General features: G+C 56.1%; 16 protein-coding genes. 4 read left to right on the top strand and 12 right to left on the bottom strand.

Annotated features, from left to right (window positions below; genetic code table 11):
• Nucleotides 1-26 precede the first annotated feature (26 nt).
• Nucleotides 27-1,433 carry an oxygen-independent coproporphyrinogen III oxidase gene (gene hemN / locus DYE40_RS04575; RefSeq protein WP_115307933.1) on the bottom strand — a complete coding sequence of 469 codons (1,407 nt, stop codon included), beginning with the start codon at nucleotides 1,431-1,433 and terminating at the stop codon, nucleotides 27-29.
• A gap of 143 nt (nucleotides 1,434-1,576) precedes the next feature.
• On the opposite strand from hemN, the gene fnr reads away from it, so the two are divergent.
• Nucleotides 1,577-2,311, top strand: a complete 735-nt coding sequence (gene fnr, locus DYE40_RS04570) for a fumarate/nitrate reduction transcriptional regulator Fnr (RefSeq protein WP_115307932.1) — start codon at nucleotides 1,577-1,579, stop codon at nucleotides 2,309-2,311.
• A 63-nt stretch (nucleotides 2,312-2,374) separates the two neighbouring features.
• On the opposite strand, the gene DYE40_RS04565 is transcribed toward fnr, so the two are convergent.
• Entirely contained in the window at nucleotides 2,375-3,325 is a 951-nt protein-coding gene (locus tag DYE40_RS04565) for a LysR substrate-binding domain-containing protein (RefSeq protein WP_115307931.1), read from the bottom strand.
• A 363-nt stretch (nucleotides 3,326-3,688) separates the two neighbouring features.
• On the opposite strand from DYE40_RS04565, the gene DYE40_RS04560 reads away from it, so the two are divergent.
• Nucleotides 3,689-4,435: an OmpA family protein gene (locus DYE40_RS04560; protein WP_115307930.1), complete on the top strand. Its 747-nt coding sequence runs from the start codon at nucleotides 3,689-3,691 to the stop codon at nucleotides 4,433-4,435.
• A 97-nt stretch (nucleotides 4,436-4,532) separates the two neighbouring features.
• Nucleotides 4,533-5,489, top strand: a complete 957-nt coding sequence (gene thiL, locus DYE40_RS04555) for a thiamine-phosphate kinase (RefSeq protein WP_115308289.1) — start codon at nucleotides 4,533-4,535, stop codon at nucleotides 5,487-5,489.
• A 74-nt stretch (nucleotides 5,490-5,563) separates the two neighbouring features.
• On the opposite strand, the gene DYE40_RS04550 is transcribed toward thiL, so the two are convergent.
• From DYE40_RS04550 to DYE40_RS12545, 3 genes are read right to left on the bottom strand one after another with little or no spacing between them, the layout of a single operon-like run.
• Nucleotides 5,564-5,914: a hypothetical protein gene (locus DYE40_RS04550; protein WP_147286579.1), complete on the bottom strand. Its 351-nt coding sequence runs from the start codon at nucleotides 5,912-5,914 to the stop codon at nucleotides 5,564-5,566.
• A 16-nt stretch (nucleotides 5,915-5,930) separates the two neighbouring features.
• A complete protein-coding gene (gene dtd, locus DYE40_RS04545; protein ID WP_115307928.1) occupies nucleotides 5,931-6,392 on the bottom strand; it encodes a D-aminoacyl-tRNA deacylase in 462 nt (153 codons plus the stop codon).
• Nucleotides 6,380-6,553, bottom strand: a complete 174-nt coding sequence (locus DYE40_RS12545; RefSeq protein WP_172461208.1) for a hypothetical protein — start codon at nucleotides 6,551-6,553, stop codon at nucleotides 6,380-6,382. Before DYE40_RS12545 ends, dtd begins: the two co-directional genes overlap by 13 nt.
• Between DYE40_RS12545 and DYE40_RS04540 the strand changes: the two genes are divergently transcribed.
• Nucleotides 6,552-7,103 carry a hypothetical protein gene (locus tag DYE40_RS04540; protein WP_115307927.1) on the top strand — a complete coding sequence of 184 codons (552 nt, stop codon included), beginning with the start codon at nucleotides 6,552-6,554 and terminating at the stop codon, nucleotides 7,101-7,103. The genes DYE40_RS12545 and DYE40_RS04540 overlap by 2 nt on opposite strands.
• 570 nt (nucleotides 7,104-7,673) lie before the next feature.
• On the opposite strand, the gene dapD is transcribed toward DYE40_RS04540, so the two are convergent.
• The 7 genes from dapD to plsX form a co-directional block, all read right to left on the bottom strand.
• Nucleotides 7,674-8,501, bottom strand: coding sequence for a 2,3,4,5-tetrahydropyridine-2,6-dicarboxylate N-succinyltransferase (gene dapD, locus DYE40_RS04535; protein ID WP_115307926.1), 828 nt, complete (start codon nucleotides 8,499-8,501; stop codon nucleotides 7,674-7,676).
• Nucleotides 8,502-8,595: 94 nt separating this feature from the next.
• The gene (locus DYE40_RS04530; RefSeq protein ID WP_115307925.1) at nucleotides 8,596-9,792 is read right to left on the bottom strand and encodes an acetate kinase; all 1,197 of its coding nucleotides are present in this window, start codon (nucleotides 9,790-9,792) and stop codon (nucleotides 8,596-8,598) included.
• A gap of 143 nt (nucleotides 9,793-9,935) precedes the next feature.
• Nucleotides 9,936-10,862, bottom strand: coding sequence for an ACP S-malonyltransferase (gene fabD / locus DYE40_RS04525; RefSeq protein ID WP_115307924.1), 927 nt, complete (start codon nucleotides 10,860-10,862; stop codon nucleotides 9,936-9,938).
• Between the two features lie 159 nt (nucleotides 10,863-11,021).
• Nucleotides 11,022-11,495, bottom strand: coding sequence for a YecR family lipoprotein (yecR, locus tag DYE40_RS13265; RefSeq protein ID WP_425451171.1), 474 nt, complete (start codon nucleotides 11,493-11,495; stop codon nucleotides 11,022-11,024).
• Nucleotides 11,496-11,591: 96 nt separating this feature from the next.
• Nucleotides 11,592-12,098, bottom strand: a complete 507-nt coding sequence (locus DYE40_RS04515) for a hypothetical protein (RefSeq protein WP_115307922.1) — start codon at nucleotides 12,096-12,098, stop codon at nucleotides 11,592-11,594.
• Between the two features lie 360 nt (nucleotides 12,099-12,458).
• Nucleotides 12,459-13,418, bottom strand: a complete 960-nt coding sequence (locus DYE40_RS04510) for a beta-ketoacyl-ACP synthase III (RefSeq protein ID WP_115307921.1) — start codon at nucleotides 13,416-13,418, stop codon at nucleotides 12,459-12,461.
• Nucleotides 13,419-13,603: 185 nt separating this feature from the next.
• Nucleotides 13,604-14,662: a phosphate acyltransferase PlsX gene (gene plsX, locus DYE40_RS04505; protein ID WP_115307920.1), complete on the bottom strand. Its 1,059-nt coding sequence runs from the start codon at nucleotides 14,660-14,662 to the stop codon at nucleotides 13,604-13,606.
• Between the last annotated feature and the right edge of the window lie 35 nt (nucleotides 14,663-14,697).

The following is a 14,697-nucleotide window of genomic DNA, read 5'->3' as shown; positions in this document are numbered from 1 at the left end:
CGGTTTTCAGACGGCCTGTCGTGCGTTTACACGGTTTGCGAGTAGCGGGCGGTGGTTTCGCGGTGGCGCAGGTGGTAGTCGAATACCATGGCGATGTTGCGGATAAGGAAGCGGCCTTTGGCGGTAACGGCCAGACTGCGGCTGCCGAGGCTGACGAGGCCGAGTTGCTCCATTTGCGCCAAATCGGCCAGTTCGGCGGAAAAGTAGCGGGCAAAGGGGATGCCGAAGGTGCTTTCGTAGTCGCGGTAGTCGAGGGCGAAACGGCACATGAGGTCTTGGATGATGTTGCGGCGCAGGAGGTCGTCGGCATTGAGGCGGTAGCCGCGCATGATGGGCAGGCGGCCTGCATCCAAAGCGGCGTAGTAGTCGGCGATGTTGCGTGCGTTTTGGCTGTATGTGCCGCCGATTTTGCCGATGGAGGATACCCCGATGGCAACAAGATCGCAGTCGGCGTAGGTGGAATAGCCTTGGAAATTGCGTTGCAGGAAGCCTTCGCGCAGGGCAACGGTCAGTTCGTCATCCGGCTTGGCAAAGTGATCCATGCCGATGAAAACGTAACCCGCTTCGCCGAGCCGGCGGACGGCATATTGGAGGATGTCGAGCTTTTCTTCGCTGGACGGGACGGCGGCGGTGTCGATACGCCGCTGTGGCTTGAAGATGTGGGGAAGGTGGGCGTAATGGTAGAGGGCGAGTCGGTCGGGATCGAGCGAGAGAACCGTGTCGATGGTGGGCCTGATGCTTTCGAGCGACTGGTGCGGCAGGCCGTAGATTAGATCAACGCTGACGGATTTGAAACCCGATTCGCGGGCCGCTTCGATCACATTGCGGGTTTCTTCCACGCTCTGGATGCGGTTGACGGCCTGCTGCACTTTGGGGTCGAAATCCTGTATGCCGACACTCATGCGGTTGAAACCGAGTCGGCCGAGATGGCGCACCGTGTCGCGGCTGACTTTGCGGGGGTCAATCTCGATGGAGTATTCGCCGTCGGGCAGCAGGGTAAAGTGCCGGCGTATCATGGCAAACACACGGTCGAGTTGGCCGTCTGAAAGAAAGGTGGGGGTGCCGCCGCCGAAATGGAGTTGGGCAAGGGGGCTGCTGCCGTTCAGATGCGGGGCCAGCAATGCCATCTCGCGTTCGAGGTATTCCAAGTATTCGTCGGCGCGGGTTTTGTCTTTGGTAATGATTTTGTTGCAGCCGCAGTAATAACAGATGGTGTCGCAGAAAGGGATATGGATGTAGAGGGAAAGCGGCTTGTTCAAAGCACCCGCACCGCGCAGGGCAAGGGCTTCAAGATATTCGGCTTCGCCGAAATCCTGATGGAAACGGTCGGCCGTGGGATAAGACGTGTAGCGCGGGCCGCTGGACGGAAGGGCTGAAATGAGTTCGCGGTCGAATTCGGGAGCGGAGGCGTTGTTTATGCGTATGGTTTTCATGTGTCGGTATTTGATATTAGTCAAATTTATCTTTGTTTGCTAGAATCGCACAAATTTGCCGCCCGCGCCTTGACATGAGTCAATCCCAAACCGCACACACCCGGCCAAGACTTTAAAAATCAGAGAGATAAAGGACGATACTTATGGCAGCACACACTTTGCACCAACCGATGAAAACACTGTGTTCGTCCTGCTCGCTGCGTGAGCTGTGCTTGCCGGTCGGCCTGCACCCCAAAGAGTTCGAACAGTTGGATACCGTCATCAAGCAAAGCCACCGCCTGAAAAAAGGCGAGTTTCTGTTTCGCGCGGGCGCAACTTTCCATTCGCTGTTTGCCATCCGCACCGGCTTCTTCAAAACCACCGTCGCCACACAGGACGGGCGCGATCAGGTAACCGGCTTTTTTATGTCGGGCGAACTGATCGGGATGGACGGCATCTGCATGCATACGCACAGCTGCGATGCCGTGGCCTTGGAAGACAGCGAAGTGTGCGAACTGCCGTTCGCCCATATTGAAGAATTGGGCAAAACCATCCCCAGTATCCAAAACCATTTTTTCCGCCTGATGAGCCGCGAAATCGTGCGCGATCAGGGCGTGATGCTGCTTTTGGGCAATATGCGTGCAGAGGAACGGATTGCCGCTTTTCTGCTCAACCTGTCGCGGCGGCTGCACTATCGCGGGTTTGCCGCAAACGATTTCATCCTGCGCATGTCGCGCGAAGAAATCGGCAGCTATTTGGGCTTAAAGCTGGAAACGGTCAGCCGCACGCTGTCGCGCTTCCATCAGGAAGAACTGATTTCGGTGGAACACAAACACATCCGGCTGCTGAAACCGGAAATACTCAACCAAATGGTATCCGGCGGCATGCATGCCGTCTGAAAAGCGAAAACACGGCGCAAACGGATTTTCCGTCTGCGCCGTGTTTCTTTTTTCGGATGCGTTTCAGATGGAAAAGTCCTCGACCACCGGCGAATAAAGCAACTGATCCAGCCTCACTTTGGTCAAATCCGGATTGAGCATCTCGACAAACTCATAAATATAGCCGCGCAGATAACTGTCGCCGCGCATAATAATGCCGCTGTCGCACGGTTCGAAAAGCTGTGAAACATCCACCAGCGTCAAACCCCGATCCGCCTGCGCGTCATAAGCCGCCTTGGCCATAATGCCGATACCCAAGCCCAGCCTGACATATGTTTTCAACACATCGCTGTCCGCCACCGACAAAGCAACATCCGGCTTGGCGACACCCGCCTTGGCAAAAGCACGGGCAATCCCCGAATGTCTGTCGAAAGCAAATTCGTAAGTAACCAGCGGATAAGCTGCAATCAACGGAATCGTCAGCGCACCGCGGTGATCGAGCAAAGGATGGTTGTCCGGAACAACCAGCGCGTAATGATGGCGGAAACAGGGAATGCCGCGCAGCTCGGCGGGCATTTCCGACAACTCCGACGTTACCGCAAAATCGGCCAGGCCGTCTGAAACCATCTGCCGCACAGCCTCAGGCGTACCCTGCCTGATATTCAGTCTGACTCTCGGATAAACGGAAGCAAAAGAAGCCACCACGGGCGGCAGTATGTAACGCGCCGCCGTATGCGTGGCGGCAATAGTCAGAATCCCGTCTTCCTGCTTGGCAAACTCGTTGCCGATGTTTTTAATATTCTGAATATCGCGCAAAATCCGCTCCGACATCTGCAAAACCGCCTTACCCGGCTGCGATACCGACACAATCCGCTTGCCGCTGCGGATGAAAATCTGGATACCCAGCTCCTCTTCCAGCAGGCGGATCTGCTTCGATACGCCCGGCTGCGAGGTAAACAAAGATTCGGCGGCCTCGGAAACATTCAGATTGTGGCGGTAAACTTCAAGCGCATAGCGCAATTGCTGTAACTTCATAAACGGTAGGCAGATGGTTTGCGGAACAGCAGCGGAATGTAACATAAAAAAAACGAACACGGTTGGCGGCGGCGGCAGATGCCCACCACCGCCATTCTTGTTGTTTTTGCGCAACTTCAAAAGACCCTGCAAGTTCTTTTTCAGGTAAACAAATGACAGAAAATTGATTTTTCGGCATGATGCGGCACTAGGAAACAGGCTGGTCTCGAGCAAACTACCGCAGGATATTGACAGTTTGCATCCGAATTTTTATAGTGTATCCCTAGATATTCTGGTTGCCGTAACTTTGCGGCCTGTATATTGTGCTTTGTAATGGTCTTCCAAAGGTCATTGCATTAACAATCTTTTGATGAGGGAATAATAATGACCAAACAGCTTAAATTAGGTGCATTAATCGTTGCCGCCCTTGCTTCTGCCAACGCACTGGCAGCCAGCGAGCCGCATACCAAACACGGTTATACCGTCAGCCGCGAATCTCAGGAAATCGTTCGCAACAGCTATGAAGAGTGCTGGAGAAACACATATTTCGACAAAGCCACACAAGGCCGTATCGAATGTGGCGATGCAGTTGCACAAGCTCCTGCCGCTCCGGAATTTACGGATGAAACCGTATCCCTGTCTGCCAACACCCTGTTCGGCTTCGATAAAGACAATCTGCGTCCCAAAGCAATCACCACTCTGAACGATTTGGCAGCCCGCCTGTCCAACGAAAACGTACAAGCCGTCCGTGTCGAAGGCCATACCGACTTCATGGGTTCCGAACAGTACAACCAGGCTCTGTCCGAACGCCGCGCCAACGTAGTGGCAAACTACCTGGTAAACCAAGGCGTACCCGCAGGCAAGATTTCCGCAGCCGGTTTGGGCGAATCCCAAGCTCAGATGACTGCGTCCTGCGAAGACCAACTGAAAGGCAAAAAACTGTCCAAAGCCAAACGCCGCGCACAATTGATTGCATGTATCGAACCCGACCGCCGCGTGGATGTGAAAATCCGCAGCGTTATCCAACGTCAGGTTTCTGCCGGTGCGGAAGGTGTGGGCGAGCGTCCTGCCGAAGACAACCACTGGCGTCCCGGCGAGCGTTCCAGCATCCACGGCTACACTATGTGGTAAGAACGTTTTGGAAAAACCCCGCAAATGCGGGGTTTTTTTATATGCTCTTTCATCCATCATCCCATATGGCGCAATGCCTTCCGCCAAAAGGAACACAATGAACGAATTTGATTTTATCCGGACTTATCTGGCCGTGGCAGAGCAGGATCGCTCCGTTTTACTGGGTATAGGCGACGATGCCGCTATCATCCGCCCTCATGCAGACAGGGATTTGTGCATCAGTAGCGATATGCTGTTGGCAGGAAGGCATTTTTTTGCAAATGACGCGCCACGGGATATGGCGCACAAAATTCTGGCGGTAAACCTGTCCGATATGGCGGCAATGGGTGCTGCGCCCAAATGGGTGCTGCTTAGTGCCGCCCTGCCCGAATTGGACAAAAAGTGGCTGGATGAATTTTGCAGCCGTTTCTTTGCCGTTTGCCGCGAATACGGAGTATCGCTGATCGGAGGCGATACTACCAAAGGCGGCTTGGCATTCAACATTACCATTATCGGCGACGTACCCAAAGGCAAAGGTTTGCGGCGCGGCAATGCCCGCGTGGGAGACGATATTTGGCTGTCGGGACAAGTCGGCGTGGCGGCGGCAGGTTTGCAGCACCAGTTGGGCAAGACGGTTTTGCCACCCGCTCTTGCAGCCGACTGCCGCCAAGCCCTGCTGCGTCCGATACCCCGCGTGGCTCTGGGTCAGGCTCTGCTGGATATTGCCCACGCCGCACAAGACGTTTCAGACGGCCTCGTACAGGATTTGGAACACATTTTGCAGGCTTCGTCTCTCGGCGGCGAGATTTGGCTGGAACGGCTGCCCGTACTGCCCGGCTTGGAGGAACATCTGACACAGGAAATGTGGCGGCAATGCGTTTTGGCGGGCGGAGATGATTACGAACTGCTGTTTACCGCCGCTCCCGAACGGCGCAGCGAAATCGAACGGGCGGCGGAAAAAAGCAATACGCCGGTCAGCCGAATCGGGCGGATTACCGATACTGCTGGGCTGTCCGTATTGGAACACGGGCAAAACGTGCCGCTGGCGGTACGCGGTTTCGACCATTTTTCCTGACCCGAGTATAGGCAAAAGCGGTGCGGCATTCCGCATCGGATACCGCACCGCTTTGCACTCCATACAAACGGATTTCAGGGTTTGAGGCCGTCTGAAAACCGCCCTTCCCCATTCTGCGTAATATTTTCCCCGCTTCCCGCTGCATCCGCCTCGCGCCATATTTGCGCACGGTATGGCGGCAGTCCTCTGCCAAAGCCCTGCCCTTCCCGAACCTCCCTTACACCTGCACGCGTCTGCCCGCCAAGCGGAATCCGTCCCTTTATGCCGACATAAGACCCGAAATCGCGCACGGATGCCGTATTTTCCGAGCCGCCGGAGCGGACGGTGCGTGCCGCCTCGACACCCGAGCGGATATTGCCGTACAGCTCCACATCCGCCGCAGCGGGAAAGGCGGCCAGCAAAAGCGTTAAAAACAGCTTGTTCATATTCATCTCCTTTATATCAAAACGTTTTTTTGGAATCCAGCAGCAGCGTTACCGGCCCGTCGTTGCACAGCGACACCTGCATATGCGTTTGGAAACACCCCGTTTCCACCCTGATGCCGTGTCCGCGCAGCATTTCGGCCACCGCCAGATACAGCCGCTGCGCCTGTTCCGGCCGAGCGGCGGCGGAAAACGAAGGCCGCCTGCCGCTGCGCGCGTCGGCATACAGCGTAAACTGCGACACCAGCAGCACCGATCCGCCGGTATCTTGCAGCGACAGATTCAGCTTGCCAGCCGCATCCTCGAAAATCCGCAATCCGGCGGTTTTGTCGGCGATATAGCGGGCATCGTTTTCGCCATCGTCCAGCCCAACGCCGAGCAGAACCATCAGGCCGTCTGAAATCCGGCCGACGGTTTCCCGCCCTTCTCCTGCCACAACATCGACTTGGGCACAGATAACTTTTTGAATCACAGCCCGCATGGCTTTCCTTTCCCGATAAAAATTTGATGTGAGGCCGTCTGAAACAGCAGCAATCCCGCTTTCAGACGGCCTGCACAAGGCCTGCCATTGTAGCGCAGCACAAAGTCATGTTTGCTATAATCGCCGCCTTTTTTTGTAAAACAAACAAAGGAATCGGACATGAAAAAATTCTCCCTTGCGCTTGGCGCCGCGCTGCTGCTGGCGGCCTGCGGCGGCGGTTACGAGCAATACGAAGGCTATTGGAAACGGCAGCAGGACAACGACAAGGCACGGCCGGATGTCGTACGCATCGTGAAAGAAGACAGCAAAACCTATCTGCTCAAAGAACACGTCCTGCCCAACCGCAAAGGCGAAATCCGTGAAAAAAGCATGGTTCTGTCGCAAAAAGACGACGGCACGCTGGCTGTCGATACCGGCTTCGGCAGCATCCCGCTAATCTTGTCGGAAGACGGCAAAACGCTGCGCGCCGAACGCAGGGCGTTCGACAAAATCAGCGAGGGCGAGTTTGGCGAACTCAAACAGAAAATCGAACAGGATCAGCAGCGTTGCGAGGCATTGAAAAAAGAATACCGCGCCGAAAAAGATGCCAACCCCAGCCCGAGTGCGGGCAGCGCGGATTGGCAGGCATGGCGGCAGAAAAACGAGGAAATGAAGGAGAAATACAAAACACAGCGCGACCAGATTAGCGGCTGCGATTTGTTCATTCTCTGACCCCGTTTTGCAAAACCGCTGCCGCTAAGGACGGCAGTTGTTTATGCGGCAGACGAAGGCATCCGCAATAAAGGCCGTCTGAAAACCCGTTTAGCGGTTTTCAGACGGCCTCTTCGCAGCTTGCCAAATAAAAACATTCGTTCCGCCGTCCGCATAACTGGCGGGATGTATCACGTAGCGGCGCACACGTTCCCCCGACGCAGAGAAGAGGCCGTCTGAAAAACGGAAATTGAATTTCGGACGCACCGAATCCGTGCTTGCGGATCATCCCGTTTGCGGTTTTGCAAACCGCTATGCCGACGGCCGCAAGCGCGTGTGCCGCCTTAGGGCGACACTCTGCCTCGGTTCAAATGTTTTTCAGACGGCCTGTTTTATTTTATCCATGCTGCATCTGCCGCAGGACGTATCCGAAACGCCACGCGCATTCCATCTGCGGCAGACAATCCGTGCATTTCCACATCGGAAAACGCGTGCGTCGCTTTGCAACACACCCTACTTTAACCGTAGAGGCCGTCTGAAAAACCCGTTTTACGGTTTTCAGACGGCCTCTTCTGTATTGCAGGCTGTGGTCTACACGCCGCGCAGCAGTTCGTTCACGCTGGTTTTGGCGCGGGTTTGCGCATCCACTTTTTTCACGATGACGGCGCAATACAGGCTGTGCGAGCCGTCTTTGGCGGGCAGGCTGCCCGAAACCACGACCGAGCCGGCAGGTACGCGGCCGTAGTGGATTTCGCCGGTTTCGCGGTCGTAGATTTTGGTGGACTGGCCGATGTACACGCCCATGGAAATCACGCTGCCTTCTTCCACAATCACGCCTTCGACAATTTCCGAGCGCGCGCCGATGAAGCAGTTGTCTTCGATAATCGTGGGCGATGCCTGCAAGGGTTCGAGTACGCCGCCGATGCCCACGCCGCCGCTCAAATGCACGTTTTTACCGATTTGCGCGCACGAGCCGACGGTTGCCCAAGTATCGACCATCGCGCCTTCGCCCACATACGCGCCGATGTTGACATAAGACGGCATCAGCACCACGTTTTTGGCGACAAAGCTGCCGCGACGCGCCACCGCGCCGGGCACGGCACGGAAACCGGCTGCCTGAAAATCGGCCTGCGTCCAGCCGGCAAACTTGGTCGGCACTTTGTCGAAATATTGGTTTACGCCGTCGTTCAGGATTTCGTTGTCGGCGATGCGGAAGGAGAGCAATACGGCTTTTTTCGCCCATTCGTTTACCACCCAGTCGCCTGTGCCGCGCTGTTCGGCCACGCGCAGGCTGCCGTTGTCCAGACGGTTCAGGGTTTCCAAAACGGCTGCTTTGACTTCGGCGGAAACGGTGGCGGGGGTAATGTCGGCGCGGTTTTCAAACGCGGTTTCGATGGTGTTTTGCAGGGATGCGGACATGGGGATTCCTTTTGTTGGGATTCGGGTATGGAAAAGGCCGTCTGAAAAAGCGGTGTCGGCGGACACGTTCAGACGGCCTCTGACGCATGGCGGCTTACAGGCCGGAGAGGGCGGCGGTGTCGTGGGCAATCATCAGCTCTTCGTTGGTCGGCACGACAACCACGGCGGGCGTTGCGCCTGCGGGGCTGATAATGCCTTCTTTGCCGAAGCGGACGGCAAGGTTGGCCTCGCTGTCGATATTCAGGCCGAGGAAGCCGAGGTGGGCGACGGTTTTGGCGCGGACGGCATCGGAATTTTCGCCGATACCGCCGGTGAACACCAGCGCGTCGATGCCGCCTGCGGCAACGGCCATTGCGGCAACGTATTTGGCCAGGCGGTAGGCCATCACGTCCATTGCCAGCTGTGCGCCTTCATGGCCTTCGGCTGCGGCTTCTTCGACCACGCGGCAGTCGTTGGACAGCTCGGAAATGCCCAAGAGGCCGGATTTTTTGTTCAGAAGATCGTTTACTTCTTCGACGCTCATGCCGGCATTATTGGCCAAAAATGGGTACAAACCCGCATCCACGTCGCCGCTGCGGGTGCCCATCACAAGGCCTTCGAGCGGGGTAAAGCCCATGCTGGTATCTTGCGAGAGGCCGTTTTTCACGGCGGAAATGGACGCGCCGTTGCCCAAGTGGGCGATGACGAGGCGGCAGTTTTTCACGTCTTTGCCGATGATGCGGGCGGCCTCGGGGGCAACGAAGCGGAAGCTGGTGCCGTGGAAACCGTAGCGGCGGAAACCGTAGTTTTTATACAGGGAACGCGGCACGGCATAGGTATAGGCCTGCTCGGGCATGGTTTGGTGGAAGGCCGTATCGAACACGGCGATGTTGGGCAGGCCGGCAAAGATGGCTTGGGCGGCGCGGATGCCGGTGAGGTTGGCGGGATTGTGCAGCGGGGCGAGCGGGATGCAGGCTTCGAGCTGGGCGATAACCGCGTCGTCGATGAGTACGGACGCGCTGTATTTTTCACCGCCGTGGACAACGCGGTGGCCGATGGCTTTCACATCGGCATCAAGACCGTATTTTTTTAGTTCTTCCAAAAGCGCACCCACCGCACCTGTATGGTCGTGGCGGTCGGACAGCTCCACTTTGTGTTTCTGCCCGTCTTTTTTGAAGGTGATGTAGGCATCGGGGGTAGTGAGTTTTTCGCCGAGGCAGCTGAGCAGGACATCGCCGCTCTGGTTGTCGATCACCGCGCCTTTGAGGGAGGACGAGCCGCAGTTCAGGACGAGAATCAGTTGTTTGGACATAAATGTTTTCCTTGTTTTGAAAATGGTTGGAACCGTGGTTTCAGACGGCCTGCATTATACAGGATACCGGCAGTCCGAAAGATGCGGAAAGAAAGCGTGAGGCCGTCTGAAAACACGCTCCGGTTTTCAGACGGCCTCACGCTTTAATGGGCGGCGATAAAGTCTTCTATCTGCCTGCTGCCGGTCAGCGCGGTGCAGACGGCTGCTTTGTCGATGCGTTTGGCCAGTCCGGCGAGCACCTTGCCCGGCCCGCATTCGGCCGATTCGGCAAGGCCGTCTGCCACCAGCAGGCCGACGGTTTCCGTCCAGCGCACAGGGCTGTAAAGCTGGCGTACCAGCGCGTCTTTGATTTTCTCCGGGTCTTGGTGGGATGCTACGTCGGCATTGTGGACGACGCGGATTTGCGGCACGGACACGGCAAGGTTTTGCAGGGCGGCAGCCAGCTTTTCGGCGGCGGGCTTCATCAGGCTGCAATGCGAGGGAACGGACACGGGCAGCGGCAGGGCGCGTTTCGCCCCTGCTTCTTTGGCCGCCGCCATCGCGCGTTCCACCGCTGCGGCGTGTCCGGCAATCACCACCTGGCCGGGCGAATTGAAATTGACGGCTTCGACCACTTCGCCCTGTGCGGCGGCGGCACAGAGATCTTTTATCTGCGCGTCTTCCAACCCGAGGATGGCGGCCATCGCGCCCTCCCCCTGCGGCACGGCGTTCTGCATCAGTTCGGCACGCAGACGCACGAGTTTCACCGCGTCGGCAAAACCGAGTGCGCCGGCGGCAACCAGCGCGCTGTACTCGCCCAGGCTGTGTCCCGCCACGGCCTGCGGCACTTTGCCGCCCGCTTCGAGATAGGCCCGGTAGGTGGCCACGCCTGCGGCCAGCATCAGCGGCTGGGTGTTGACGGTTTGGCCGATGATTGCGGCATCTTCACCGTTCATCATCGCCCACAAATCCTCGCCGAGCGCGGCCGAGGCTTCGTCGAAGGTGCTTCTGACCACGGATACGCCGTCGAAGCCGTCCATCATGTGCAGGCTCTGCGAGCCTTGTCCGGGAAAGAAAAATGCGAAAGACATGTGATTCCTTTGCTTGCAAATCCAAATAACAAAAGCGGCAGGGGCAGGCAGGAAAACGCCGCCTGCGGCCAAGCCGCAAACGGCGCAAAGTGTAGCAGAAAGGGGGTGGGTGTTCTATTTTCGTTAAGGCCGTCTGAAAACGGGTTTCGATGACCTCAATTATTTCAATTGCAACTGAATAGTTGTGTTGTGCTGCACACCATCATTGCCGTTCCTTCTAATGGGACTGATAGTGTGGCTGTCGGTTTGACACTGATATTCTCGGGTAAAACGCCACTTGGCACAGTATATCCTCTTTTTGCCCTGCCTCTGCTGCACACAAGTTTCTGTTATATTATCAAATGGTTCCGCATAGCTATACCCCCATGCCTGACATCGTTTTTTGGCAGCTTCTTGTGCAGCATCATTATCCGGCATCCGAGGGTCATTTATGTATTTTTGAAATGACATTTTTACTGTTGCATCACTACGGCTTCCGCCTATTGTCTCCCATTTTAAAGGAGGCAGAACAGGGTGCGCACAGGATGCAAGAAAGACCGCAGCAAGGCTAGCTAACGGCAGACGGCAGACGGCAGACGGCAGACGGCAGACGGCAGACGGCAGACGGCAGACGGCAAGCGTTTCATATATCAATCCTTAAATCAGTTAATAAACGTAAATGTGCCAATTAGGTGCTAAAAAGAAAACAAAACAGGCAGCATTTGGCACGAATGCTGCCTGCTTGGAATTTTATTCCGCTTCGGCTTCAGCCTCAACTTCGGGATAAACGATGTCGATACCGGTAAGCAGCCATTGGCCGTTGGCATGGCGTTTCAGACGGCCTGTGAGGATGTCGCCCACCTGCGGTACGTTAAACTGGTTCAGATGCTGGCCGAGTGCGAATACGGGAATTTCGGGTTCGCTGGCAAGCATACCGAAGCCGCCGTTTTTCTTAATGTCCCAAGCATCCACTTTGATGCGCACCAAGTCTCCTTCACGCACCACCGCACCCGCTTCGGACACCTGCCGCGCACCGTTGCCGACCAAAGTCGGAGACAAGGCGCAGGGACGGTTTTTGCTGTCAATGCCGGCGATGTAGGTAATTTCGTCGCCGACTTTGGGCTCGCGGTAGCCTGCGGGCAGGTCTGCCGCCAACAGGAGCAGGCGCGAACCTGTGTCGTCTTTATCGCGCACTACGCCGAGCTGTTTGTCTTGAAACCATGAAATGATGATGCCGTAATGTTGCATTGTCTGCATTTTGAATTCCCCGTAATTGAATAATGAATTGTTATGACAAATACCGCTTGTCTTTAAAATTTGCCGTTTGGCTTGAGGCGCATTATACGCTTCGGATGAGCGGTTGCAATAGCGATTAAACGGTATATAAGTTATATTTTGTTAAGAATTACGGGGAAACAGGGTTATCGTGGGGAAAAATAGAAAAGATACAAGGCGGCAAGCCGCAGACAGTATGGGCAATAAGGCGCGGCAAGACCGCAGAGTTTTATTTTGTTTCACTATATAAAACACGGACGCGCCTATATCGGAAAAGCACGTCCGTGTTTTATATGCCGCAAACATCCGACACGAATATCTGCGTATATTGCTGCAAACAAATCAGTATTTCAGCAAAACCGCGCCCCATGCAAAGCCGCCGCCTATGCCTTCGAGCAGCAGTGTCTGCCCGCGCTTGATTTGACCGCGCCGGATGCCTTCGTCGAGCGCAAGCGGGATGGATGCGGCGGAGGTGTTGCCGTGATCCTGAACGGTAAAAATGACTTTTTCGGCGGCGATGCCCAGATGTTTGGCGGTGCTGTCGATAATGCGCTTGTTGGCCTGATGCGGCACAATCCAGTCGATCTGATCCGCTGTGTATCCTGCTTCGGCCAGTACGTCTTCGGCCACTTTCGCCAGCATTTTCACGGCGAATTTGAATACGCCCGGGCCGTCCATTTCGATATAGGGATTGCCGCAGATTTTGCCGCCGGCCATTTGCGCGGGCACTTTCAACAGGTCGAGATAAGCACCGTCGGCTTGCAGCCTGCTGCGGATGATGCCAGGCTCGTCAGACGCACCCAACACGACCGCACCCGCGCCGTCGCCGAACAGCACACAGGTGGTGCGGTCTTTCCAGTCGAGAATGCGGCTGAATGTTTCCGCGCCGATAACCAAGACTTTTTCGGCCATACCGCTTTGGATGTAGGCATTGGCGGTGGCAAGCGCGTACATAAATCCGGCACAAACGGCCTGCACGTCGAAGGCCGGACAGCCGGCCATGCCGAGTTTGTGCTGGACGATGGTGGCGGTGGCGGGAAACTGCATATCCGGCGTGGCTGTTGCCACGACAATCAGGCCGATTTCGTCCGCCGATACGCCGGCATCAGCCAATGCACGGCGGGCGGCGGCGGCGGCAAGGTCGCTGGTTTTTTCGTGTTCTGCGGCGATATGGCGGAATTTGATACCGGTACGGGTGGAAATCCATTCGTCGGAGGTGTCGACAAATTCAGCCAAGTCGTTGTTGCTCAGGCGTTTTTCGGGAAGATAGCTGCCCGTGCCGAGGATTTTCGCATATTTCATGGTGCGTTCCTTTCGGAAGGGATGTGGTTGTCCGTTGGTTTGAATAGAGGCCGTCTGAAAAGCATCTGCGGTTTCAGACGGCCTCTTTGGGTTGTCGGGAATATGGGTTTGCCGGAATTGCGCCGGCTCGAAATATCCGCCGCGCTTATGCCGACGAAGAGCGGAAAGGTTTTCAGACGGCCTGTTCAGTCTATGCTGATGGCTGCCTGTTCGGCCTCGATTTTTTTCTCCGTCAAAAACGCAAGCTGCTCTGCCACACCCTGCTGAATACGGGCAATGCTGTCGGCTTTCGCTTCATGAAAGGCTTCTTCCAGCGCGTAGGCAAAGCCGGCTGCGTCGGTACCGCCGTGGCTTTTGACTACCACACCGCGCAGACCGAGAAAAATCGCACCGTTGAATTTGCGCGGATCGATTTTGTTTTTAAAGCCTTTCAAAGCAGGCATCGCGGCCAGCGCACCCAGCTTGGTCAGCAGGTTGGCCTGAAATTCCTGCCGGATTTCGGTGGTCAGGAAACGCACCGAGCCTTCGATGGTTTTCAGCACGATATTGCCGACAAAGCCGTCTGCTACCACCACGTCGGCTTCCCCGCTGAAAATACTGCCTCCTTCGACATTGCCGACAAAATTCAGACGGCTGCTTTGCAGCAGTTTGAAAGCCTGTTTGACTGTGTCCGTGCCTTTGATGTCTTCCGTGCCGACATTGAGCAGGCCGACGCGCGGCGATCCGGCCCCGGGGTAGAGCGCGTGTACCAGCTCGCTGCCAATCACGGCAAACTGAACCAGTTGCTCGGGCGTGCAGTCGACGTTTGCACCCAAATCCAGCACCAGCGTCATGCGGCCGCCTTTTGACGGAATAAATTTTGCGATGGCGGGACGTTCAATGCCGGGAATGGTCTTCAATACGAAGCGTGCGGTTGCCATCAGCGCACCGGTATTTCCCGCAGATACGGCTGCCTGCGCCAAACCGTCTTTCACTTGGTTTACCGCAACACGCATGGACGAATCTTTTTTATTTTTCAAGGCCGACTGCGGCTGCTCGTCCATTTCCACCACCTGCGCGGCATGGACGACGGCAATCCTGTCCATAGGTGCGCCTGCCGCCGATAAAGCATTGGCGAGCGCGGCCTCATCGCCCACCATCAACAGACGCACTTCCGCCTGCCGCCGCAAAAACGATACTGCGCCGGGTACGGTAACGGACAGACCTGCATCGCCGCCCATCGCATCGACAGCCAAAGTAATCATCAGATTCCCTTCTTCTTTCAAACCTGTTTTCAGAC

The sequence above is a fragment of the Kingella potus genome, from assembly GCF_900451175.1.
Classification (GTDB): domain Bacteria; phylum Pseudomonadota; class Gammaproteobacteria; order Burkholderiales; family Neisseriaceae; genus Neisseria; species Neisseria potus.
This window is presented reverse-complemented; position numbering and strand designations above follow the sequence as displayed.

Coding starts and splice junctions, on each gene's coding strand:
- hemN (WP_115307933.1), bottom strand. CDS start 1,433: ATGAAAACCATACGCATAAACAACGCCTCCGCTCCCGAATTCGACCGC.
- fnr (WP_115307932.1), top strand. CDS start 1,577: ATGGCAGCACACACTTTGCACCAACCGATGAAAACACTGTGTTCGTCC.
- DYE40_RS04565 (WP_115307931.1), bottom strand. CDS start 3,325: ATGAAGTTACAGCAATTGCGCTATGCGCTTGAAGTTTACCGCCACAAT.
- DYE40_RS04560 (WP_115307930.1), top strand. CDS start 3,689: ATGACCAAACAGCTTAAATTAGGTGCATTAATCGTTGCCGCCCTTGCT.
- thiL (WP_115308289.1), top strand. CDS start 4,533: ATGAACGAATTTGATTTTATCCGGACTTATCTGGCCGTGGCAGAGCAG.
- DYE40_RS04550 (WP_147286579.1), bottom strand. CDS start 5,914: ATGAACAAGCTGTTTTTAACGCTTTTGCTGGCCGCCTTTCCCGCTGCG.
- dtd (WP_115307928.1), bottom strand. CDS start 6,392: ATGCGGGCTGTGATTCAAAAAGTTATCTGTGCCCAAGTCGATGTTGTG.
- DYE40_RS04540 (WP_115307927.1), top strand. CDS start 6,552: ATGAAAAAATTCTCCCTTGCGCTTGGCGCCGCGCTGCTGCTGGCGGCC.
- DYE40_RS12545 (WP_172461208.1), bottom strand. CDS start 6,553: ATGTCCGATTCCTTTGTTTGTTTTACAAAAAAAGGCGGCGATTATAGC.
- dapD (WP_115307926.1), bottom strand. CDS start 8,501: ATGTCCGCATCCCTGCAAAACACCATCGAAACCGCGTTTGAAAACCGC.
- DYE40_RS04530 (WP_115307925.1), bottom strand. CDS start 9,792: ATGTCCAAACAACTGATTCTCGTCCTGAACTGCGGCTCGTCCTCCCTC.
- fabD (WP_115307924.1), bottom strand. CDS start 10,862: ATGTCTTTCGCATTTTTCTTTCCCGGACAAGGCTCGCAGAGCCTGCAC.
- DYE40_RS04515 (WP_115307922.1), bottom strand. CDS start 12,098: ATGCAGACAATGCAACATTACGGCATCATCATTTCATGGTTTCAAGAC.
- DYE40_RS04510 (WP_115307921.1), bottom strand. CDS start 13,418: ATGAAATATGCGAAAATCCTCGGCACGGGCAGCTATCTTCCCGAAAAA.
- plsX (WP_115307920.1), bottom strand. CDS start 14,662: ATGATTACTTTGGCTGTCGATGCGATGGGCGGCGATGCAGGTCTGTCC.